The sequence below is a fragment of the candidate division WOR-3 bacterium genome, assembly GCA_016867815.1.
GTDB lineage: Bacteria > Hydrothermota > Tepidihabitantia > Tepidihabitantales > Tepidihabitantaceae > UBA2258.
Genome location: VGIR01000038.1, coordinates 1 through 21,430, shown reverse-complemented (window position 1 = coordinate 21,430; position 21,430 = coordinate 1). Strand labels below are relative to the sequence as shown.

General features: G+C 62.6%; 16 protein-coding genes and 1 pseudogene. 10 read left to right on the top strand and 7 right to left on the bottom strand.

Annotation, left to right across the window (positions count from 1 at the left end; translation table 11 throughout):
• Positions 1-61 precede the first annotated feature (61 nt).
• The 10 genes from FJY68_07315 to FJY68_07270 all read left to right on the top strand — a co-directional run bounded on the left by FJY68_07315 (position 62) and on the right by FJY68_07270 (position 14,928).
• The gene (locus FJY68_07315; protein MBM3331643.1) at positions 62-2,170 is read left to right on the top strand and encodes a radical SAM protein; all 2,109 of its coding nucleotides are present in this window, start codon (positions 62-64) and stop codon (positions 2,168-2,170) included.
• A complete protein-coding gene (locus FJY68_07310) occupies positions 2,167-3,390 on the top strand; it encodes a radical SAM protein (GenBank protein MBM3331642.1) in 1,224 nt (407 codons plus the stop codon). The genes FJY68_07315 and FJY68_07310 overlap by 4 nt, the downstream gene beginning before the upstream one ends.
• 129 nt (positions 3,391-3,519) lie before the next feature.
• On the top strand, positions 3,520-4,320 hold the full coding sequence (locus tag FJY68_07305) for a YkgJ family cysteine cluster protein (GenBank protein ID MBM3331641.1): 801 nt from the start codon (positions 3,520-3,522) through the stop codon (positions 4,318-4,320).
• Positions 4,321-4,375: 55 nt separating this feature from the next.
• The gene (locus FJY68_07300) at positions 4,376-5,584 is read left to right on the top strand and encodes a radical SAM protein (GenBank protein ID MBM3331640.1); all 1,209 of its coding nucleotides are present in this window, start codon (positions 4,376-4,378) and stop codon (positions 5,582-5,584) included.
• 1,382 nt (positions 5,585-6,966) lie between these two features.
• The gene (locus FJY68_07295) at positions 6,967-7,242 is read left to right on the top strand and encodes a hypothetical protein (protein MBM3331639.1); all 276 of its coding nucleotides are present in this window, start codon (positions 6,967-6,969) and stop codon (positions 7,240-7,242) included.
• Positions 7,243-7,992: 750 nt separating this feature from the next.
• A complete protein-coding gene (locus tag FJY68_07290) occupies positions 7,993-9,696 on the top strand; it encodes a PQQ-like beta-propeller repeat protein (protein MBM3331638.1) in 1,704 nt (567 codons plus the stop codon).
• Positions 9,697-9,705: 9 nt separating this feature from the next.
• Positions 9,706-11,457 (top strand): PQQ-like beta-propeller repeat protein, encoded by a 1,752-nt coding sequence (locus FJY68_07285; GenBank protein MBM3331637.1) that lies wholly within the window; start codon positions 9,706-9,708, stop codon positions 11,455-11,457.
• A gap of 9 nt (positions 11,458-11,466) precedes the next feature.
• Entirely contained in the window at positions 11,467-13,599 is a 2,133-nt protein-coding gene (locus FJY68_07280; protein MBM3331636.1) for a PQQ-like beta-propeller repeat protein, read from the top strand.
• Positions 13,600-13,647: 48 nt separating this feature from the next.
• On the top strand, positions 13,648-13,935 hold the full coding sequence (locus FJY68_07275) for a hypothetical protein (GenBank protein MBM3331635.1): 288 nt from the start codon (positions 13,648-13,650) through the stop codon (positions 13,933-13,935).
• Positions 13,936-13,950: 15 nt separating this feature from the next.
• A complete protein-coding gene (locus FJY68_07270; protein MBM3331634.1) occupies positions 13,951-14,928 on the top strand; it encodes a hypothetical protein in 978 nt (325 codons plus the stop codon).
• A gap of 473 nt (positions 14,929-15,401) precedes the next feature.
• On the opposite strand, the gene FJY68_07265 is transcribed toward FJY68_07270, so the two are convergent.
• The 7 genes and pseudogenes from FJY68_07265 to FJY68_07235 all read right to left on the bottom strand — a co-directional run bounded on the left by FJY68_07265 (position 15,402) and on the right by FJY68_07235 (position 20,805).
• On the bottom strand, positions 15,402-16,001 hold the full coding sequence (locus tag FJY68_07265; protein MBM3331633.1) for a hypothetical protein: 600 nt from the start codon (positions 15,999-16,001) through the stop codon (positions 15,402-15,404).
• A 128-nt stretch (positions 16,002-16,129) separates the two neighbouring features.
• Complete coding sequence (acpS, locus tag FJY68_07260) at positions 16,130-16,501, bottom strand: holo-[acyl-carrier-protein] synthase (GenBank protein ID MBM3331632.1); 372 nt, start codon at positions 16,499-16,501, stop codon at positions 16,130-16,132.
• Between the two features lie 55 nt (positions 16,502-16,556).
• Positions 16,557-16,952: a four helix bundle protein gene (locus FJY68_07255; GenBank protein ID MBM3331631.1), complete on the bottom strand. Its 396-nt coding sequence runs from the start codon at positions 16,950-16,952 to the stop codon at positions 16,557-16,559.
• Positions 16,953-17,636 carry an HAD-IA family hydrolase gene (locus tag FJY68_07250; GenBank protein MBM3331630.1) on the bottom strand — a complete coding sequence of 228 codons (684 nt, stop codon included), beginning with the start codon at positions 17,634-17,636 and terminating at the stop codon, positions 16,953-16,955.
• A gap of 117 nt (positions 17,637-17,753) precedes the next feature.
• A complete protein-coding gene (locus FJY68_07245; GenBank protein MBM3331629.1) occupies positions 17,754-18,263 on the bottom strand; it encodes an HIT domain-containing protein in 510 nt (169 codons plus the stop codon).
• A 111-nt stretch (positions 18,264-18,374) separates the two neighbouring features.
• Positions 18,375-19,559, bottom strand: a pseudogene (locus FJY68_07240) (DNA helicase UvrD).
• A gap of 127 nt (positions 19,560-19,686) precedes the next feature.
• On the bottom strand, positions 19,687-20,805 hold the full coding sequence (locus FJY68_07235; GenBank protein MBM3331628.1) for a class I SAM-dependent methyltransferase: 1,119 nt from the start codon (positions 20,803-20,805) through the stop codon (positions 19,687-19,689).
• Positions 20,806-21,430: the final 625 nt, after the last annotated feature.

The following is a 21,430-nucleotide window of genomic DNA, read 5'->3' as shown; positions in this document are numbered from 1 at the left end:
TCTGAACGTCCGGAAACCGCGGGCCCCAGGTACGGCAAGGGACGCGGCTGCACATTTCTCGATGGCAGTCAGGTGGGTCGGGATACGCAACCGCACAGGACGCCGGAACGGGAGAGAGCAGTTGACAACAAGGTTTTTTGAGCAGGTCAGAAGAACGCCGCTTCTCAGGCTGCCTTTGAAGGGGAGTATCGACCTGACCTACCGCTGCAACAACAACTGCCGTCACTGCTGGGTACGTGTACCTGCAGGCGGGCCCGAAGCGGAGCTGAGCTTCGACGAGATCCGACGAATTGCCGACGAGGCGCGGGCAATGGGCTGCCGGGAATGGTCGATTTCCGGGGGCGAGCCGATGCTGCGGCCGGATTTCCCGGAGATATTCGACTACCTCACCCGCAAGGCGCGTAGCTACACCCTGAACAGCAACGGCACGCTCATCACGCCGGAGATTGCCCGTCTCCTTGCCCGCAAGGGTTCCAAGATGATTGCCTTGTACGGCGCAACCGCCGAAGTACACGACCACATCACACGCAGCCCCGGCTCGTTCGACGCCGTGATACGGGGCTGTCGGTATCTGAAGGAGGCCGGGGCCGGTTTCATCATGCAGCTGGTACCGATGCGCGACAGCTACCAGCAGTTCGACGAGATGGTGAGACTGGCAAAATCACTCAGCTCGCACCACCGGGTGGGCGCGCCGTGGCTCTATCTTTCAGCATGCGGTTCGGCCGAACGTAATACGGAGATTGCCCGCCAGCGTCTGGACCCAAAGGACGTTGTCGCCCTGGACCAGCCGGACCTTGCGTACGAACAATCCGAAGAGCCGGAGTCCACCGTGCACCGTACACCGTTGACCGTGAACGGTGATGACCGGTTGTTTGCCGGGTGCATCACCGGGCGCCGGGACTTTCACGTGGATCCCTACGGCAGGATGACGTTCTGTTCATTCATCAAGGACCCGGCGCTGAGCTTCGACCTGCGAACGGGCACTTTCCGCACCGCGTGGGAAGAGTTCATCCCCGACCTTGCCGACAAGGTGCGTGGCGGCGATGAATACCTGGAAAACTGCGGTTCGTGCGGGCACCGGCAGGACTGCCGTTGGTGCGGTGCCTTTGGTCTTCTTGAACACGGCCGGTATGGTGCAAGGGTGGAGTACCTCTGCGAAGTGGCGCGTGAGAACCGCAGCTCCAAAGAAGAGTGGCGGCGAGACCACCGCCGTTACTTCGAGATCGCCGGCATCACGCTCCAGGTTGAGTCGGACCTGCCGTTCACCGACCAGACCTTTGACCCCAAGTTCAGCAAGTTCCTGAAGGACGGCCCGGGACCGGACGTGGTGACCATCCGCCATCACTTCGAACTGCCCTGCCTGAAACCGGATAAGCTGGGGCGTGAGGTCTACCGCAAACCGCCCTGGGCCATATACCGAAAGGGACAGTCCTGGGTATACCTGGGCATCTCACCCGACAGCGATGATGAGAGATTCCACCAGGTGGTCGTCTTCAACAATGACTACTCCCGAGGCGAGTTCTACCGCCCGAACGAAGATGAGTTTCAAGCCGGCAATCTCCATTCCCTCACCCTGTTTCCCACCGACCAGATTCTGCTGGCCCAGCTTCTCGCCGACAGGCAGGGCTGTTTTCTGCATTCAGCCGGGGCGATCGTCGGACCAGCATCAGATCCATGCACGAACAGCAGGAACAAGCAACAGAGCGAAGGCTCAGGGCTGCTCTTCCTGGGTCACTCCGAGGCAGGCAAATCGACAACCGTTAAACTCATCCGGGACCAAGCCGAGATTCTATGCGACGACCGGAACATCGTCCGGTGGGAGCCGGACGGGTTCCGGGTCTACGGTTCGTGGAGCCACGGCGAGGTACCGTTGGTGTCCGCTTCCTCGGCGCCGCTGCGGGCCATCCTGTTCATAGAGAAATCCCTAAACAACCGCCTGGTTCTGGTCGCCGACCGCAACGAGGTGCTGAAACGCCTGCTGGCCTGCGTTATCCGGCCGATGGAAACGGCGGGTTGGTGGGAGAAGACGCTCTCGCTGATTGAGGCCCTGGCGCGCGAAGTCCCGTCCTACATAATGGAGTTCGACAAGAGCGGCAGGATCGTGGAACAGATACTGGCCTTGGCCAGGAGAGAGGCTAAGGTTGAGGCTAGGTCGGAGGAAACCGGATGAGTTCCGCTTCTCGACGTGGACATCAACCTGAATCTGGTCCTCTACCTCGAACGCAACCTTCTCCCTACATCGACAAGGTCAGGGCTGACCGGGGCGGGCCGTGGCGGAAGCGCGGGCCGCTGCTTGGACATCTGGACATTGAGCTAACCGAGCGCTGCAACAATGACTGTATCCACTGCTGCATAAACCTCCCGGCGAACGACCGGTTAGCGCGAGAGCGCGAGATGACCACCGACGAGGTCAAGTCCGTTCTGACTGAGGCGGCGGACCTCGGCTGCCTGTCGGTGCGCTTCACCGGCGGGGAACCACTTCTGCGCGATGACTTCGAGGATCTCTACCTGTTCGCCCGGCGCCAGGGCATGAAGGTGCTGCTCTTCACCAACGCCCGTCTGGTCACGCCGCAGCTTGCCGACCTCTTTGCCCGCGTTCCGCCCGGTGAGTTGGCCGAAGTCACGGTCTACGGCATGAAGCCGGAGTCCTATGAGGCGGTGTCGCGGTCGTCGGGTTCGTACACCGAGTTCCGCCGCGGCATTGACCTGCTGCTTGAGTGCCGGGTGCCGTTCGTCGTGAAGGGCGTTCTCCTACCGCCGAACCGGCGTGAGATGGATGAGTTTGAGACGTGGGCGGCGACGATTACCGCCATGGACAAGCCCCCCGGCTATTCGATGTTCTTCGACCTTCGCGGGCGGCGAGACTCCGAGGTCAAGAACCGCCAGATTGCCGGGCTGCGACTTTCGCCCGAAGAGGGCGTAGACATCCTTAGCCGCAACCGCGCAGCACGTCATGAGGAGATGCGCCAGTTCTGCTCGAAGTTCATGGGGCCAGCCGGAGAACGGCTCTTTGCCTGCGGCGCCGGCCGCGGGGCCTGCATCGATGCCTACGGACGGGCGCAGATGTGCCTGATGCTGCGTCATCCGGATACGACCTACGACCTGAAGGCCGGTTCGCTCCGGGACGCACTCACGAACTTCTTCCCGCGCCTGCGGGAAAGAAGAGCCACGAACCCCGACTATCTTGCGCGTTGCGCCCGCTGCTTCCTGAAAGGCCTCTGCGAACAGTGCCCGGCCAAATCCTGGGCCGAGCAGGGCACGCTCGACACGCCGGTCGAGTACCTGTGCGATGTCGCACACGCTCAGGCCCGCGACCTCGGCCTGCTGTTTGTCGGCGAGCGGGCCTGGGAAGTCCGCGACGGGCGCAGCCGCTCGAGAAAGTTGAAATAGAGATGCGGGTTGAGATTCCGGTGGACCCGGCTGCCCGATACTTCTCTCCCGTTTCGGCCCTGAAGCTGATACCCATCTCGCTTGAAAAGTAGTTCGGACACAGGAGGCGGCGGCCGGAAGGGAAGGCTGGTGATGCCCGAGAGAGGCCGGTCCGTGCCCGGCGCCCGCCTGAGCGGCAGGGGGCGCAGACTCGTTCTTGACGGCGATTGTCTGGAGGTGTTGCCCTGGTGCGAGGGCATGTGTTGTCGCATGGAATGGGACATCCCTCTGACAACCCAGGAATACGCATCCGGGAGTTACGACGCGGAGCAGGCCTGCGCCCTGTCAAACGATTCGTGCAGAGAGAAGGCGCCTGCATGTCCTCATCGGGGATGGCGGCTGAGGAAGAGAGGTGACGGGGCCTGCGTCCACCTGCAAGACAACAAGTGTTCCATCTACGCCGATAGACCCCAAGTATGCCGCAATTTCACCTGCAAAGGTGGTTGGCGGATTGCGGCGTCGGTCTTCCCTCCGGACGGCGCGGCAGGCGTCGCCGTTTCCATCGGCAAGGAGCAGTTCCTTGCGCGTCTCAAGGACGACCAGGTTTTCGTCCGGCACCCACTGGTGAAGCTGCTGTCGCTCTTTCATCTGAAGGAGAAGAAGACAGTTGTCCTTGTCACCAGGCTGGCCGGGTCTTGCGGTCAGTCCGCTATTCACGAGCCGTTCTTCAACCCCGACCTGGACGAGGAAGACCTGTGTGAACTGCTCACCCTCTTCGATTCCAAAGACAGCCTCGGCGCGGTCCGACTCAAGTTCACTACCAGATGCGGTCGGCGACTTGGGAGAAGCGAATTCGCCGAAGTCGTGTGGCTGCTGACCAAGAGCCGTATCATCGCGGAGGCCTGCGTCTTCAATGGGACGCTGGCCGGAACGCACCGGGCGTCGGGTTGAGGTCTAGGTGAAGGCAGGGGCAGAACCAGGGAACAACGGCAAGGTTGAGCAGAGCATGAGAGACGCTCGACCGACGACAAACCCTTTTTCCGGTCCGGAGACCCGGTCTCTAGTTCCGGGTCTTCCTTCACCCGGTCCCGTCCGGACCTCTGCCTATACCTCGGTCGATGTACTTCCCCGTTTCGAACTCTGGGACCGGATGAAGGATCGGCGAGTGCCGATTACCTTTGAGATCGAAGTCACCGCCCGCTGCAACAACGACTGCCGCCACTGCTACATCAACCTGCCCGCCGATGACCTGAACGCCCGCGCGCGCGAACTCTCGCCGGGCGAGATTGAGGACATAGCCCGCGAGGCCGCCTCAATGGGCGCCATGTGGTGCCTGCTGACGGGGGGCGAGCCGCTGCTGCGCGAGGACTTTTCCGAGATCTACCTCCGGCTCAAACGCTTGGGCCTGCTCGTCTCGGTCTTCACCAACGCCTGTCTGGTGCAGATGGAGCACGTCGAACTGTTCCAGAAGTACCCGCCCCGCGACATCGAGGTGACAATGTATGGTGCAACCGAAGCCACCTACGAGCGGGTTACGCGACGTCCGGGTTCGTTCCAGGCCTTCGTGCGCGGTCTGGATCGGCTGCTCTCAGGCGGCGTCAAGGTACGACTGAAGGCGATGGCCCTTCGCTCCAACGTCCACGAACTGCAGGAGTTGGCCAGGTTCTGCCGCGCCCGGACTAGGGACTACTACCGGTTCGATCCGTTGCTGCACCTGCGCTTTGACGGCGACGCGGTCCGCAACGCCGAAATCCTGGCCGAGCGTCTCGCCCCGGATGAGATTGTCGAGGTCGAAAGCGCCGACGAAGAACGCCTCGGTGCCTTAAAGAAGGGCTGCGATAAGTTCATTCTGACACGGTCCCCTTGCCATGAGGGCAGCTACCTTTTCCTCTGCGGAGCGGGAAGAGGCAGCTTCACGGTCAGCTACGACGGGCGGTTCCGTCTCTGTTCTTCGCTCTGGCATCCGGACACGGTCTACGACCTGCGCCGAGGCACGCTTCACGACGCCTGGCACCACCACGTTCCCCGGATACGCGACCTGCGTTCGAGCCGGAAGGAGCTCCTCGAACGCTGTGGTGTCTGCCATGTCGCCAACCTCTGCCTCTGCTGCCCGGCACACGCATATCTGGAGAGCGGGGAAATGGATATGGTGGTCGACTACTTCTGCCGGGTCGCCCACGGCCGGGCAAAGGCGCTGGGATATCAGGAGGGCTGAAAGCGAAACATGGAAGATGGATGACAAGCGGAGGTTAAGGATGGGCCAAGGCGCAGGTTCGGAAGAAGAAGGAGCCATGACTAGTGCGGAAAAGAAGAGATGGAGCGCTCCCAAGCTCATGGTCTTCATCAGGTCAACAGAAGAAGAGCGGGCGATTGTGGGATGCAAGCTCCTGTCGGGGAGTTTCGGTCCCAACAATTTGAACAGCAGGTGCCTGAGAGTTACCTGCACTCCATCCTTTCCCTGCAGCACCATTACTAGCTCTTGATAGCTGCCGGGTGAGCGGCCGCACAGTCGCCGCGACGTCTGACCCGCAGTCGCGCCGCCCGGGAGTTTGAGTCGAGTCGCTTAACCGGCAGCAGATCAGGCCCTGCGGGTACATCACCAGCGAAACGAGGTAGCCGCTATCCCGTGACAGAATCCGCTCGACCAGGCGAATCGCAGCCGAGGCGTCCGTGGCAGAGCAAGAGACTATGGGAACGGGGGTTGATGACCAGAAAACGGGGACATAGAGCTTGTCCGGAGACCTCGGGCATGCCGGGGACTCAGCCCTGACGAGAGGCGCTCCGGCCGTGGGGTTCTGGTCCACGCAGAGCCGGGACGGAGCTGATACAGTACGCCCTTCTCATCTGGCTCGATGACGACGTCACCGTCGCTTCGTCTGCCTGGCACCGCGTCCTGCACGCGTCGCTCATCACGGGATACTGCGCAAAGGTCCTGCCTAGGTCAGGTCCGCGGGCGGAAGATGCCAAGACGTCCCGAAGCTTCCCGAAATCAGGTGCCTCTCCCCGGCTCGGACTTTGACGCGCCTCACAACAGTGAATGGGGTGTCCTCCCCAGGCCTCGTGTTCCGTCGTGCCTGCCGCCCAGTCACGTTGAGGTCACAATCCGTTCCTTCCCCGGTCCCACGCCCGCCTGCTTCCTTAGCCAACTGTGAAAACAAGTCTTGCGTCTCTGACTGGTGTTGGTGGCATCTGCAGGGTCTGTTGACGGCCTATCCCATGGGGGAGTCCCTCTTGACCGTCAGGGGGGAATCCCCCCTGACGGTCAAAGAGGCCTGCTTCTCTACGGATCCACGTCACCCTACCCCGGCCGTACGGTGGCAGGCTCTTGGGTGACGCTGTGGAAAGTATCTACACGCCTGCTGTGAGCAGGCCCGATGAGGAGCCAGGGAGACGCACTCGAGTCTGCTGACAGAAACCGTCGGGAGGCAAGGGAGGGCACGGGCGAATTCTGGCTCATTTGAAGAGAAATGGAAGCTGGAAGGGTGGAGAGAGGGAGGTCGGAGGTAGGCGGAGAGGGTGAGTTCGGCACGAAGGAGCTTCGTACTGGGATAGAGGCGGGAGAAAGGAGCAGGTGAAATCGCGAAGAGGCCGATTGAGGTGAGGGTAGAGAAGTGGGAGGCGAAGATGACAGAGGGGGCGCTGTCGCCGGTTATGAAGCATCGACTGGAGCTGGCGGAAAGGAAGCACTTTGCCGCGGCCGAGCGATCGGTGCAGGTGGGAGAATTGGTGAGGATGGTACTGAATGGAGTGGACGAGAACCGCCCGGTGCCGACGAGTTCGTTGTCGTCGTACATGGCATTCGGCAGGCAGGTGGCCAGGTCCAAGGACAGCTTCTCCGGCTGTGCGGCGACGACCGAGATCGAGTGTCTGTAGGCACTGTGGACGGAGAGGGATCTCGCCCCGGTGATTGTGGCCCGCTTCGTGGAGGCGCACCAATGGCGAAGTCAGCGCAGGAGCGGGTGGAAAACTGGGCTGCCCGGATGCCGTGCGAGGCGATGTCGGACTGCGCGAAGCGGGCACTGGGCCCGCGGGGCAAGCTGTCGATCGCGGGCACGAACGCGCACATAAGCGCAACCGAGGCCCTATGCGAGCGTGCGGAAATGGTGAGGCCTCTGCTCGGGAGTAGCGGTGTCAGGACGATCCTGTTCCCGTCATACCTGGCGTTTGCGCGGCAGCTGTACCGGCTGCAGATTCAGGGGTGTACGGTGAACGGGGGCCCGGGGTCGCCACGGTACCTGCAGGCCCAGACGCTCGCAGCGAAGTGGGAGCGGGAAGGGTTGGACCCGGCGGTGCTGTCGGGGATGTTGAAGCTGTTCCGGGAGCGCGTGGCGACGGAGAAAAGAGGTACAAGCCCCGTTCTGCTGTCTTGCAGGGCTACTAGGCAGACAAGGCTGACGCAGGGGAAGCGGGTCCGGGATTCAGGCATGCCTGACCCGGGCCCAGGGCGCTCAGGGAGTGCCGCCGGGTTTCGCTCTTCAGGGGCGGCGGACATGCGAGAGCCTTGCGCGAAGTCCTGCTCCCCGGTGCTGGCGAACCAGCTCTTGCTATATCCGGCCCGTGGGCTTAGACTTAGCTTGGAAGCAGAAGTCCGGCTGGCGACGCCGGAGCGTCGCGGGAGGTCCGATGTATAGAAGTCATGTCCGGCTGTTCCTGGCAGCGGTTGCCGTCCTCGGGCTGGTCGCGGTTCCTGACTGCGATGGTCCAAAGAACCGCGCGCCAGGGGTACCGGCCGTGCCCGTTGGCGCGGTGTACTGCGCCAAGGACACAGTATATACATACATGGCGGCGGCGAGCGACCCGGAGGGTGACAGCGTGGCTATCCGCTTCGACTGGGGCGACGCTACCCTCTCGCCCTGGTCGGGCTGGTTTGCCGGCGGAGAAACCATCGCGTTGACTCACGCCTGGTCTGATACCGGTACCTACCTCGTCCGCGTTTTTGCGCAGGACCCCGAACACGCCACATCCGGTCTCTCGGCCGGGCTGTCCGTCGTGGTGGTCAGGTCGCCGGACGAGCCGGCCGAACCGGCCGGACCGGACCAGGGCGCTACGGATTCTTCATACACGTTCGCGAGCGCGGCGTTCCAACCCGACAACTTCAGCGTCGCCATCAGGTTCGCCTGGGGAGACGGCGACACTTCCGACTGGAGCAACTTCGTGGCTTCGGGCGAATCGGTGGGATTGAGCTACGCCTGGCAGGACACGGGGACCTACTCGATCACGGCACAGGCTCGGGACACGGGTACCGCCCGTTCACAGTGGTCAAGCGCCCACGAAATCCACATTCACCCGCCGGACATGCTCATCAAGTGGCGCCGGCAGCTGGATGCCAGCGCTGAGGTCTGTCCGGCCATCGGTCCGGACGGCACTATCTACGTCGGGGCGGCCGACAGCTCCTTCCGGGCGATCAACCCCGATGGCACGCCCAAGTGGCGTTACCAGGCCGGCGGCCGCATTCCGTCCTCGCCGGCGCTGGCGGCCGACGGCACCGTCTACTTCTGGTCGGAGGACTACTACTTCAATGCGGTGGATTCGTCCGGCGTCCTGAAGTGGCGCTACCTGCTCAACTGGAACGTCACGTGCTGCCCGGCAATCGCGGTCGACGGCACCATCTACGTCGGCTCATACGGCAGCTACCTTTACTCGCTCACACCCACCGGTGCCCTCAATTGGTTCATTCTTGCCGACGGGATCATCAATTCGTCGCCGGCGATAGGGGCCGACGGGACCGTTTACTTCGGGGCGGGGAGCCTCTACGCCTTGAGACCCGACAGCACTCTCAAGTGGCGCTATCGTACCAGCGGCAACATCATTTCGTCACCCTCAATCGCGACTGACGGCACAGTCTACTTCGGCTGCACCGACCATTACCTCTATGCCCTGAACCCGGACGGTTCGCTCAAGTGGCGGTATGAAACCGGCGGCAACGTCGAATCATCGCCGGTCATCGCTGCCGACGGCACGGTCTATGTCGGCTCGGTGGACAACTTCCTCTACGCCCTGTATCCGGATGGAACGCTCAAGTGGAAGTACGGCACCCAGGAGGCGATTCATGCCTCTCCGGCCGTGGCGTCGGACGGGGTCGTTTACATCGGCTCGGACGACAACGCGCTCTACGCCCTGTACCCGGACGCTACACTGAAGTGGCGCTATCAGACCGGCGGCAACGTCGAGTCACCGACGATCGTCGGGAGCGACGGGACTATCTACTTCGTCAGTTATGACGGGTACCTCTACGCCCTCAAGGGAACAAGTCCTCTGGCCAACTCGCCGTGGCCCAAGTTCCACCACGACCTCAGCAACACGGGCCGGGTCGGCGGAGGCAGGTAAGGAGGGAGAGTGAATAGAAGAGACGCGCTCTCCGCGACCGCATTTGTCCTGGCGCTGGCTGCGGGGCTATCCTGCAGCAAGAACCGCGCGCCATATGCGCCGGAAGCGCCGATCGGTCCGGAATGGTGCTACAAAGGCACGACCTACGCCTTCAAGACGTCGGTGGTGGACCCCAACGGCGGCGATGTGGAGGTCCGCTTCTACTGGGGCGATTCCACGAGTTCGCCCTGGTCGGGACTGGCCGGCATCAGCGACACCAGCTGGAATGGCCTCGTGACCGAGGGCGATACCATTTCCATGGCCCACGCCTGGGGCGACACCGGGACTTATGAGGTCAGGGTGCAGGCCATGGACGCGGGGCACCTGATGTCCAGATGGTCGGACGCACATGCCGTGCGAGTCGTGCTGCGTCGCACACCGAACCCGCCGCAGACTGTGTCCGGGCCGAGCAAGGGGGCCTTGAACTTCTGGTACACCTTCACGACATCGGCATCGCATCCCGACAGCGTCCCGTTGGCCATCAGGTTTGCGTGGGGCGACGGCGACACGACCGATTGGAGCCCTTTCCTGGCCTCGGGAGAATCGCTAGCCATGCGCCACGGATGGACCGTACCAGGCACCTATGCGGTCCGGGCGCAGGCCCGGGACACGGGTAACGTGCTCTCGTATTGGTCGACTCCGCACCAGATCGTCATCCGGCCGCCGGATACGCTCTGCAAGTGGCGCCTGCAGCTGGCAACGGGCGACAACCGGGACGTTCCTTCATCGCCGGCCATCGGTCCACTCGGTACCATCTACGTCGGGTCGCCGGACAGCTGTCTGCACGCGGTGGATCACGACGGCACGCGGCTGTGGCGCTGCCGGATCTGGCACCCGCTTCAGGCATCCCCGGCAGTCGCCGCCGACGGGACCGTGTACATCGGTTCACCCGACAACGGTCTGTACGCCGTTCTGCCAACCGGAACTCTCAAGTGGCGCTTCCATGCCAACTCCGAAGTCCTGGGCGCCCCGGCCATCGCCGCCGACGGGACGATCTACATCGGCACCAACGACTACGGGATCCATGCCGTCAACCCGGACGGCAGCCTAAGGTGGCATAGAACCACGGCTGGCGGCGTGACGGCATTCCCGGTGATAGCGGCCGACGGAACAATCTACCTCGGTACGCCGGGCTCCCTTTTCGCCTTCAATCCCGACGGCACCCAGAGGTGGGTGTGTGGCACCGGCAATGGAGTTCCCGGTTCCGACCCCGCAGTCGGCGCGGATGGTACCATCTACTTCGGCACCAACTCGGGCAGCCTCGATTTCTATGCGCTCAGACCGGACGGGACTGTCAAGTGGAGGCTGGCGGGCAACAGCGCCCGTTCCTCTCCCGCGGTCGGCGCTGCCGGCGTGCTCTACTTCGGCTCGGCCGACGGCTGCTTCTACGCGCTCAAGCCCGACCGCACCGTCCAATGGCGATATCAGACCGGCGGCGACATTGGGGCTGCGCCGGCAATCGCGGCTGACGGCACCATCTACTTCGGTTCAGCGGACGGCTGTCTCTATGCGTTGAATGCCGACGGCACGCTCAAGTGGCGGTTCGAGACCGATGCTCCCATCGTTTCCTCACCCACAATCGGGCTCGATGGGACAGTCTACTTCACCAGTGGCGAAGGCTACCTCTACGCGCTCAAGGGGACGAGTCCCTTGGCCGATTCGCCCTGGCCCAAGTTCCACCACGACCTGGAGAATACCGGGCGCGTGGGAGGAGGAAGGTAAGGAGAGAGAATGAGCTGGACGAAAGCCGTGTCTGCTGCGATCCTGTCGGCCGTGCTGGCCGGAGGACTGGCGTGCAGGACAAACCACCCGCCGGATACGCCTGCGGCCCCGACCGGTCCCGACTACTGCTTGAAGGACACGTCGTATACCTTCAGGGCAGTTGTCGCCGACCCGGATGGCGACAGCCTCGCGGTCCGCTTCGACTGGGGCGATACCACCACGACCTACTGGGTAGGCTGGTTCGCGAGCGGCGACACGGTCGCGTTCACTCACCAGTGGTCAGACACGGGTACCTACGAGGTACGCTCGCTGGTGCAGGACCAGTCTCTGTTGACATCCGACTCCTCCGACGGACTGCTGGTGCGGGTGACAGTTCGCTGGCCGCCCGGGACCCCGACGGCACCGCTGGGACCGGGGCTCGGGGGTCAGGATTCGTCCTACACATTTCTTGCCGGGGCGGACCATCCCGACAACGTCCCGGTAGCGATCCGGTTTGCCTGGGGTGACGGCGACACCTCGGAGTGGAGTGAGTTCGTTCCCTCGGGCGGGCCGGTCAGGATGAAGCACGCCTGGTTGGAGCCCGACACCTACGTCGTCACCGCGCAGGCAAAGGACACCGGCGAGTTGACGTCTCTCTGGTCTGCGCCCCACCAGATTGTGGTGCGGCCTCCCGATACGCTTCTGCTCTGGCGCCTCCGGCTCGCCGACGGTTACAGCGGCTACCTGTCCTCGGCTCCGGCCATAGGTGCGGACGGCACCATCTATGTCGGGTCGTCCGACAGCGCGCTGTATGCGGTCAGTCCGGACGGAACGGTCAAGTGGCGATACGTCAGCGGTGCGCCAGTGCGTTCCTCGCCGGCCATCGCGGCGGACGGCACTGTCTACGTGGGGTCTTCGGACAACTGCCTCCACGCGGTGAGTCCGGACGGGGTCCTGGTGTGGCGCTGCGCCACCGGTGGCTACATCAGGTCGTCGCCCGCCATCGCGGCCGACGGCACAGTCTACTTCGGCTCAAGCGACGGCTACCTGTATGCCTTGAACCCGAACGGCACGCTCAAATGGAACTTGCAGACTAACGGCCCGGTTACGTCGTCCCCGGCCGTCGCGGCCGACGGCACAGTGTACATCGGTTCCTTTGACGGCTTCCTCTATGCCCTCCGGCCCGATGGGACGCCCAAGTGGTACTATCTCCTCGACGATCATGCCTACCGGGCAGAAGTGGCCATTGGCGCGGACGGCACGATCTACTGCGGCGCGGCCAGCGGGTACCTGTCACCAAGCCTCTACGCGCTCACGCCTGACGGCAGCCTGAGATGGTCCAGGGTACTGGACGCCGGCGTCAATTCCTCTCCCGCAATTGCCTTGGACGGTACGGTCTATGCCGTATCGAGCGGCGGGCCCTACGGCAGCGGCGTCCTGTACGCGCTCAGTCCTGACAGTACTACTAGATGGCGCTTCGTGCCCAACGAGCAGGCCGGGGGTTCCTCTCCGGCAGTCACCGCTCAAGGCACGATGTACTTCGGCACGTCGGGTGGCCTGTATGCGCTGTTCTCGGACGCGACCCTCAAGTGGCGGTACCAGACCGGCGGCTACGTTGGCTCATCTCCGACCATTGGGTCGGATGGGACGATCTACTTCACCTGCGACGACGGCTACCTCTACGCGCTCAGGGGAACGAGTCCGCTGGCCGATTCGCCGTGGCCCAAGTTCCACCATGACCTGCGGAACACCGGCCGCACCGACCAGCAGGTCTCGAGCGGGTTGAGAACGGTCGGTGCGCCCATGCTCACCCCGGACAGCTCGGGTTTCCTGATAAGAGTCATCAACGACGGAACCATCGAGGACAAAAGCAGCTGGCTCGAGTTCTATGCAACGCCGGACTCTGCCTTCATGAGGGACTTCTACATCGGCGCGGACCATTGCGGATACCCGGTGCCCAGCGGTTTGCCCGGTACTGGCCCCGGAGATACAGTCCATTTCACCACGCCGGTAGGCATCGCGCCCAATGGCACGGAGTTGGTCGAGCTGTACTTCGGGGACTTCCACGTTGACTCCCTGGGAGTTGACTCACGGACCAACGTGCACGGCAAGCAGTTCGTCATCCGTTTCGATGAGGGTTCGGTGATTACCGTCGATCCATAGGACCTTGCGCCTGACTCGTCGCGAAGTAGAATTCCGTCGGAGGTAACTATGAGTACGCTGCTCTTGCTGGCTCTGGTTGGTGCCGATTTCCCCATCTGCACCGCGTCCGGTTTCACGGGCTATTCCTCCGTTGTCTATGCCCAGGACCAGTTCTATGTGTTCTGGGAGGACCAACGCGAGTACCCGCTCACCGGCGTCTACGGTGCACGCGTGACCAAGCAGGGCCAGGTTCTGGACCCCGCCGGCGTCGAGTTCTACACCGACAGTGTCGGCTATCGCGTGAGCGCGGCGTGGGACGGCTCGAACTTCCTCGTGGTCACCCGCCAGCACTGCTGAACCAAGGGCGACCTGATGGGAGTGCGTGTCACTCCCGACCTAGACACCCTGAATACGTTCCTCATCTGCAACATCGCCGACGACTCGTTCATCCAGAGCGACCCGACGGTCACGTTCACGGGCGAGAACTACCTCGTGGTCTGGTCCGACGAGAAGTATGGCCCGTCCAATGCCTATCACCCGTTCGCGGCGCGGGTGTCGCCTGCGGGCGTCGTGCTGGACTCGGGCGTGAGGGTTTCGACGTCGAGCGCGTACGAGTACCGGCCCAACGTGGCCGACGACGGCGAGCGGAGCCTCGTCGTCTGGTCCGGGTCTTCCAACGGTTCGTACGGGCGGTTCGTCAATCGCGAGGGACTGCCGGAGGATGGTGCATTCCAGATTGCGCCCGGCACCGCGTCCGGGCCCAATCTCTGCTTCGGTGACTCGAACTACCTCGTGGTCTGGCACCAGGGCACCTATCCTGCGCTCCAACTCTACGGCAACCTGGTGTCGCGCCAGGGCGACCTCGTCGGCAGCACCATCCCGATTGCCGCCGATGGCGGCTGCCACCGCTGGGCAAACGTCGCCTATGACGGCAGCAGATTCCTGGCGGTCTGGATGTCGGGAGAGAACAACCTGCCCGAGACCATCTTCGGTCAGTTCATCGCCAAAGACGGTTCTCTGCTCGGAGGCCGGTTCCCGGTCTCGGGCACGAGCGCGGTCCAACGCTGGTGGCCGGCACTCGCCTTCTCGGATTCGAACTGCCTGGTCGTATGGGAGCAGGGAACCAGCCGTGACGTCTACGGCAACGTGGACGTGCCGGTCGCAGGAATCGCCGAGCCGCCGCAAGCCCCCGCGGCTCGCGAGCAACCGCGGCCGTCGATCGCAGTCAGCATACCATACGGCCGCGCGCTTGTGTACGATGCGCTGGGAAGGCGTTCAGAGGCGCTCAAGCCGGGGGTCTACTTCACCCGCGAGTCGGGAAAGACAGGCAAGGCAATCCGGGTCCGCTAGTCCTCGTCCATCTGCAGTCGCGGCTCGGGCTCAGTCCGGGCCGCTCTCTTCTCGTGCAGTTTCCCGACCAGCCGTCTCGATGCAGATGAGCCATGAAAGCCACGCCGCCGCGGAATACGCGGCGGCAATGGTGGGCTATCAGGAAGACTACTTCTTCTTGCCCTTTTTGGCTGTCTTCTTGACGGCCTTCTTTGCTTTCTTCACCATTCGCACCTCCTTTGGTTTGTGCTTAGCCCACGCCGGCCGATCCGACGCAGACAGGTTGTGTTACGGACAATTGTATGTCGAGGGAGTAGCGACAGACTCATCAAGGTGACCCGCGAACGTTGGGTCATAAAATCCATCGCGTAGAGAATACGAATATCGAAAGGATTGTCAATCGTTTTCGCACGCAAAGACAATGACTTGGGGGAAGAGACATCCGCGCAGGGGTCGTGGCTGAGGGGAAAAGTCGAGGGGAGAGGCGCGGAGTATCAGTGCTGGATTCGCACCGAATTCTCCGACAGGAAAGCGGAGAGTGTCCGCTGCCAGCGAACGATGCCCGCGTCAGGCGCGAGCCAGATGTCCATCCGGTACGGGTCGGGCGCCTGGATGCGGATCCGGAAGCAGTTGCGGAATCGGCCGGCCGGGATCAACACGCTGTCTCGCGACATCACCTCAAACGAAACCGAGCGTTCTGGATCGCCGTACCAGAGAGCTCCTTGGCGCAGCGGCAGTTCAAGCAGCTTCACCCAGTCCGAGGTTGGCTCGAGACCGTCGAGATGCGTCGCGGGCAGCACGAAGACCGCGTCCCGGGTCTTGCGGAAGAAGAACGTAAGGTAGGGCTCCTCGTCGCGCGTGAGATGCACCTCGTACACGCGCCCCAGTCCGGGTGCAATTGCCGAGCCGGTGACGGCGAGCGCGTAGGCCACGCTATCGGCTGCGATCGCCTGCCCCGGACGGATCTCGCATCCGGTCGCGGCATAGCGCCAGACCAGGTTGTCCTTGAGCGGTAGGTAGTCAGGGGTGCGGCAGGAAAGCGCCGCCAGGCCGAGCAGCAGCAGCGTCCAGCGGCCGGCTCGCTGATGCACCATCGATGACTGATCATGGACTCCGGAGGCGAAGAAACAATCCGTGCGCCTGACCCGGCCTCTGCGTTGCGGCGAGAACGGCATTCCGTTTGTCCCCAGGCGGGTGGTGAACACCAATGCCCGCGGGCGAGCTAGTCTTCGATTACCACGATTGCCGTTGCGTAGTCGGGCAGGTGGGAGATACTGAGATGCACCTTCCTGCCCGCGAGTATCTTCTCCGCCCGGCCCGTCACGCGTATGGTAGGCCGCGACCGTTCGTTGTCGCAGACGTCGATCTCGGTCCAGCCGATTGCGCCTTTTAGCCCGGTGCCGAGCGCCTTGGAGAATGCCTCCTTGGCCGCGAACCGGCCCGCGTAGGACGGGTACTTGTCAGCGAGCGTTTCGCAGAACCCGACTTCGGCGGGTGTGAATACCCGGCTGCGGAAACGCTCGGGATAGCGATCGAGCGCAGCGCGAACGCGCCCCACGTTCACCAAGTCGATTCCGATTCCGTAGATGCTCATCGACCGAAGTCAGAAGTCAGAAGGCAGAGTGCAGAATGCAGAACTGCGGGAGGGCTCATGCTTTCGATTTCGCTGTGACTACGGACTTGACCATAATCCTGATGAGTTGGTCGACTTCGCCTAGGAGAGGTGCAAGTGCACCATCGGGGACGAAGTCCGAACGCGACAGCAACTGTAGCCAGTACTCAGCTTCTCTGGTTTCCTTCAGCACAAGTTGCAGTTTATGCACGAAGTCAGCGCGGCTCTCGGCGCTGCAGGCTTCCCGGTAGTTGGCTCCGGTCGACGTCGCGGCGCGCATCAGTTGATTGGCGACATAGCGACTCGTCGGCGTTCGCTCAAGGCGGCGGCAGAACCTGACAACGTCCACTGCGAAACTCAGAAGCCGGTCTCCGATCTCAGAACGTCTGACTTCTGCCTTCTGGTGTCTGCCTTCTGACTTCGGCTGGTTCATCTAGCTCGCGTTCAGCCGTTCAACGATAGGGATTATCTCCAGCACGTCGTTGACCTCGAAGTCCGCGCCCGACACTTTCGTGCCGAACTCGTCACCGTAGCGGGCGAAGACCGTGGTCATGCCGAGGGTCTTGGCGCCGAGGATGTCGCGCTCGGCCCAATCCCCGATCATCACCGCCTCTGCCGGCCGCACCTGCATCAACTCCAACGCCTTCCGGAAGGGCTCCGGTGCGGGTTTGCGCACGCCGGTGTCGTCAAAAGTCACGACCGTGTCGAAGAACATGTCCACGCCGAGCTGTACCAGCCGCATCCAGACCTGCATGCGCGGTGCGTCTGAAACTACGGCCAGCTTCAGGTGCAGGCGGAACAGACGCAGCAGCGCGAGGTTTACGTGCGGGTAGGATACCAGCGCCCCTTCCCGCGCCCGCCGGTAGGCGACGATCCCGGCGGCGAGAACCCGATGGTCGATGTAGCCGAGGACGTCGTGCAGGAAGTCGTCAAAGACGCCCTGGTACTCGATCCCTTTCTCGTCGTAGATCGCGAAGATCTTCCGGCGCGCCTGTTCCTGGGTGAGATCGAGCCCGGCGTCGATCATCGCGACAATGGCCGCGTCGACCGCGGCGTTCTTCCACTTCCGGAAGTCGACCAGGGTATTGTCGACGTCGAAGACAACGGCCTTGACCATTGACCTAAGCTCGAAGTACGAAGCTCGAATTCCGATTCAAGCTCGAATGACCCAATTGCCGATCCAACGGAGTTGTTATTCTTGCCACCGACGTTTCTGCCCTTCGGACTTGATTCGTCATTCGTCGTTCGGACTTCGGAATTGCCGGCGGAGCCGGTCGTAGGTTTCGGAGAGGTGTTCGCTGATGACCTTGGTCTCGGCCAACAGCGGCATGAAGTTCACATCTCCGAGCCAGCGCGGCACGATGTGGATGTGCACGTGCCCGGCCACCCCTGCGCCCCCGACCCGGCCGAGGTTCGCGCCGACATTGAAGCCCTGCGGCTTCAGCTGTCGCCGCAGAACTGCGAGTGACTTCTGCACCAGCCGGAACAACTCCGCGCCCTCTTCAGCGGTCAATCTCTCGAAGGTCGCTACGTGCCGGCTCGGCGCAACCATCACGTGCCCGTTGTTGTAGGGGAAGCGGTTCATCACCACGAAGGCGCGCCGTCCCCGGTGGAGAATCAGATGCTTCGGGTCGTCCTTCGTCTTCAGCAGGTTGCAGAACAGGCAGTGGCGTTTCCCGGTCGAGTCATGGCCCGCAGCGCAATAGATGTACTCGGCCCGCCACGGCGCCCAGAGAGTCTTCATACTGTGTCTGCCCGGACGTTCGTCATTCGGCATTCGTCATTACCCAAAAAGCCCCATCTGTGTTCCCGGCGCGGCGTCGCGCGCCACCGGTGTCGGCGGGGCGCCGGGCAGGACCTGTATGACTCCGAACACGCCGTCGTAGCCCGCGGTCGCCTGCACCTCGCCCCGACGCATCCTTTCGATGCCGAGCGCAACGCGGTCGCTTGAGTTCCTCTCAATTTCCGGAATCGGCGAGTTCAGGAGAATCTCGAATTCGCTGCCGAGCGCCGCGACCATGGACTCATACAGCTTGTGCACCTGTGCCGTGTCCCGGCCTACGCCCAGCGCCTCACCGATGACCTCTTCGAGCGGGACGAGATGCTTGAACGGTATCACATCGGTCGGCACTTCCTCCGGCTTCCTGTCTGCCAGCTGCTCGACCCGGTGGAGTACGCCGATGGTGAGCTGCCGGCCGCAGCCCGGGCAGAGGTTGTCATTCACCAGCGACTGGGCCGGGGCAAAGCTCACGTTACAGGCGCGGTGCCCGTCAAAGTGATACTTTCCCTCCTCGGGGAAGAACTCGATCGTGTAGAGGAACCGCTTGCGGTCCTTTGTCTTCAGGATGTCGCGGACGGCGTCATAGGTCAGGTCGCAGCTAAGGACGTTGGCCTCCCGGCCGAGCCGTCCCGGTGAGTGGGCATCGGAGTTGGAGATGAGCGTACGGTTGTCGAGCGCCGATATCCGCCAGTTCATCGGCGGGTCGCTGGAGAGTCCGGTCTCGACCGCGAATATCTCCTGCGAAAGATCACCGAAGCACTCCTCGATGGAGTCGAACCCGGAGTTTGAGCCGTAGAGTGAGAACCACGGGGTCCAGATGTGGGCGGGCACGAGAAACGCTCGCGGGTCGATCTCGAGCAACTTCGCGAGCAGGTCATAGCTTGAAAGGCCGAGCGTGGGGCGGCCATCTGAGGCGAGCTTGCCGTAGCCGTCGAGCCAGGCGGTCAGCTTCTCGGCCGTATCGAAACTCGGTACGAAGACGATGTTGTGGATCCGGCGCAGGCGTCCGCCGGCGCTGTAGATGCCGCTCAGCTCGACGTTGAGCATGAAGTATGTGTCGTCGTGCGTGAACAACCCGGTTCCTGTCGGCTTCAGATGCTGCTTCAGCGATTGCAGGTACTCGGGGTGGGTGAAGTCTCCGGTCGCCACCAGCTTGATGCCCTTGGTCCTTGCCGCGGCCGAGATGGCCGGGATGTCCATGTCGCGGCTGGTCGCGCGCGAAAACCGGGAGTGGATATGCAGGTCAGCGATGAATTGCATCTGTGCTCGCCATTCTAGCTGCCGCCCAAGCCATGTCAAAGCAGAAGGACTCTCCACCAGGACGCAAAGAAACCAGGATGTTCCCGACGGGAAGGCCCGCCTGCAGACTCAGCTCCATCGGCTGCTTCTACCTTGCCACCACCATCATCCGCGTGGTTTGCGGACCCGGTTCGATGAAGGAACCGTGCTGGAAGAAACGAATTGCAGTGAACCCGGCGTTCTTGAGGCAGCGCTCGATCTCCTCCGGGTGGTAGCCCCGCTCCTGGTGAATCTCCACGAACTTCTCTCCCGTCTTTCCCGCCTCGGGCTTCTCCCAGAAGGTCAGGGTCAGCGTGGAGACACGGGCTTCCCCGTCCCAGTCGTGCTGCCATATCGAGTAGATATCGCCGACTTCGCGGGCGGTAGTCCGCGTGCCCCAGTGCTCGGCCAGTCCGAAGACCGTGTTCACGTCGAAGACGAAGAGCCCGCCGGCCATGACCGCCGCCCGCGCGCAGCGGAAGCAACGAACCAGGTCGTCCTCGGTCAGGAGGTAGTTCATACTGTCGTACAAACAGATTGCCGCCTCGAGCGGTTCGGGCACGGTGAAGTCGCGGATGTCGGCATGGATGGTCGCGACCGGCAGGTCGCCCCGCTTTGACTCCAGCACGGCGAGCATCTCCGGCGAGCGGTCCACGCCGGTCATCCGGTAGCCGCGCCGAGCGAGCATCAGGGTCGGGATGCCGGTGCCGCAGGCGAGGTCGAGAAGCGTCTTCGGATTGGATCGAAAGCGGCCGAAGACGCGCACGACGTAGTCAACCCAGCCTTTGTAGTCGACGTACTTGACCATGAACCTGTCGTAGTGGAGGTTGAAACGGCTGAACGGTTCGCGCATCATGGCTGCAGCCAATATAGAACCAACGACCTTGAAGTCAAGCGCAAGGACCGGCATCGACGTCAGCGACGACGAACAGTCCCGGCCGACCAGCCGTGTAGCGGGCCGCACGGAGAAGACGTTCCTTGGGAGGAGAGTGCATGTCAGCATCGCACGGCTGCCCATCGGTACGTTGCTTGATACGAGCCCGAACTCGGCCTTGTCGAGCAGGCCGAGCAACCAGCACCAGACTGTTGACCGCACTATTCCTCCTTTGCGACCTCGGAAGACCCAGCGAGACAACCAAAGATAGACAGAGATGAACGCAGATGGGTCACTTTGCCGGGCGGGCGATGGCTCGGACAGACATGCCGGTGTCCATTCGCGTTCATCCATGGTTTGAACCCAGGCCTGATTCGTCACTCATCCTTCGAGCTTCCAACTTGCGTCCTCGCCCTGGGGTCTGGCCCCGGAGCAGCCCAGGGGGTAGCCTGCTGTCTGAAGCGGAAGTTCTGTCGGCCATCAACCCAGAATGCCAGTTCGACTTCCAATGTCAAGGCATACTAATAGTGGTGTGGATAAGTATGTGGATACAGCTGGTGGTAGTCGTGTTGATAACCGAATGTGGTTAACATTGGGGATAGAATGTGGATAACTCGGTGGATAACTAAATACAACGCATTGTGGTGCACCATTAACCCGATAAGGAAGGCGTTGTACCGAGCTCGACTTTATCCACACTATCCACATCCCAACAACAGCAGCAAGTTCTTGTTGTTCCGGAAGGGGGAGGGCCGGATCCTATCACAAGGACACAAAGAGGACGAGGAGGCAATGCAGATTGCAGATGGCAAAATGCAGAACGGCGGACTCGGAGTGGCAACCACGGATGGACAGGTATGGAGTCAAGCCGTGCGTTAGCTGTCTCGCTTTCAGTAGAGTTATCTTCCGACGGTCCTGCTTCGCCTGACCGCCAGTTCTGTCGGTCTCGCCAGTGGGTTGCCCCCACTTTCGGGCGCTC

Bases quoted from the DNA above. Each gene is read 5' to 3' on its own strand.
- FJY68_07315 (MBM3331643.1), top strand. From the start codon at position 62: ATGGCAGTCAGGTGGGTCGGGATACGCAACCGCACAGGACGCCGGAAC.
- FJY68_07310 (MBM3331642.1), top strand. From the start codon at position 2,167: ATGAGTTCCGCTTCTCGACGTGGACATCAACCTGAATCTGGTCCTCTA.
- FJY68_07300 (MBM3331640.1), top strand. From the start codon at position 4,376: ATGAGAGACGCTCGACCGACGACAAACCCTTTTTCCGGTCCGGAGACC.
- FJY68_07290 (MBM3331638.1), top strand. From the start codon at position 7,993: ATGTATAGAAGTCATGTCCGGCTGTTCCTGGCAGCGGTTGCCGTCCTC.
- FJY68_07280 (MBM3331636.1), top strand. From the start codon at position 11,467: ATGAGCTGGACGAAAGCCGTGTCTGCTGCGATCCTGTCGGCCGTGCTG.
- FJY68_07275 (MBM3331635.1), top strand. From the start codon at position 13,648: ATGAGTACGCTGCTCTTGCTGGCTCTGGTTGGTGCCGATTTCCCCATC.
- FJY68_07270 (MBM3331634.1), top strand. From the start codon at position 13,951: ATGGGAGTGCGTGTCACTCCCGACCTAGACACCCTGAATACGTTCCTC.
- FJY68_07265 (MBM3331633.1), bottom strand. From the start codon at position 16,001: ATGGTGCATCAGCGAGCCGGCCGCTGGACGCTGCTGCTGCTCGGCCTG.
- acpS (MBM3331632.1), bottom strand. From the start codon at position 16,501: ATGAGCATCTACGGAATCGGAATCGACTTGGTGAACGTGGGGCGCGTT.
- FJY68_07255 (MBM3331631.1), bottom strand. From the start codon at position 16,952: ATGAACCAGCCGAAGTCAGAAGGCAGACACCAGAAGGCAGAAGTCAGA.
- FJY68_07250 (MBM3331630.1), bottom strand. From the start codon at position 17,636: ATGGTCAAGGCCGTTGTCTTCGACGTCGACAATACCCTGGTCGACTTC.
- FJY68_07245 (MBM3331629.1), bottom strand. From the start codon at position 18,263: ATGAAGACTCTCTGGGCGCCGTGGCGGGCCGAGTACATCTATTGCGCT.
- FJY68_07235 (MBM3331628.1), bottom strand. From the start codon at position 20,805: ATGGATGAACGCGAATGGACACCGGCATGTCTGTCCGAGCCATCGCCC.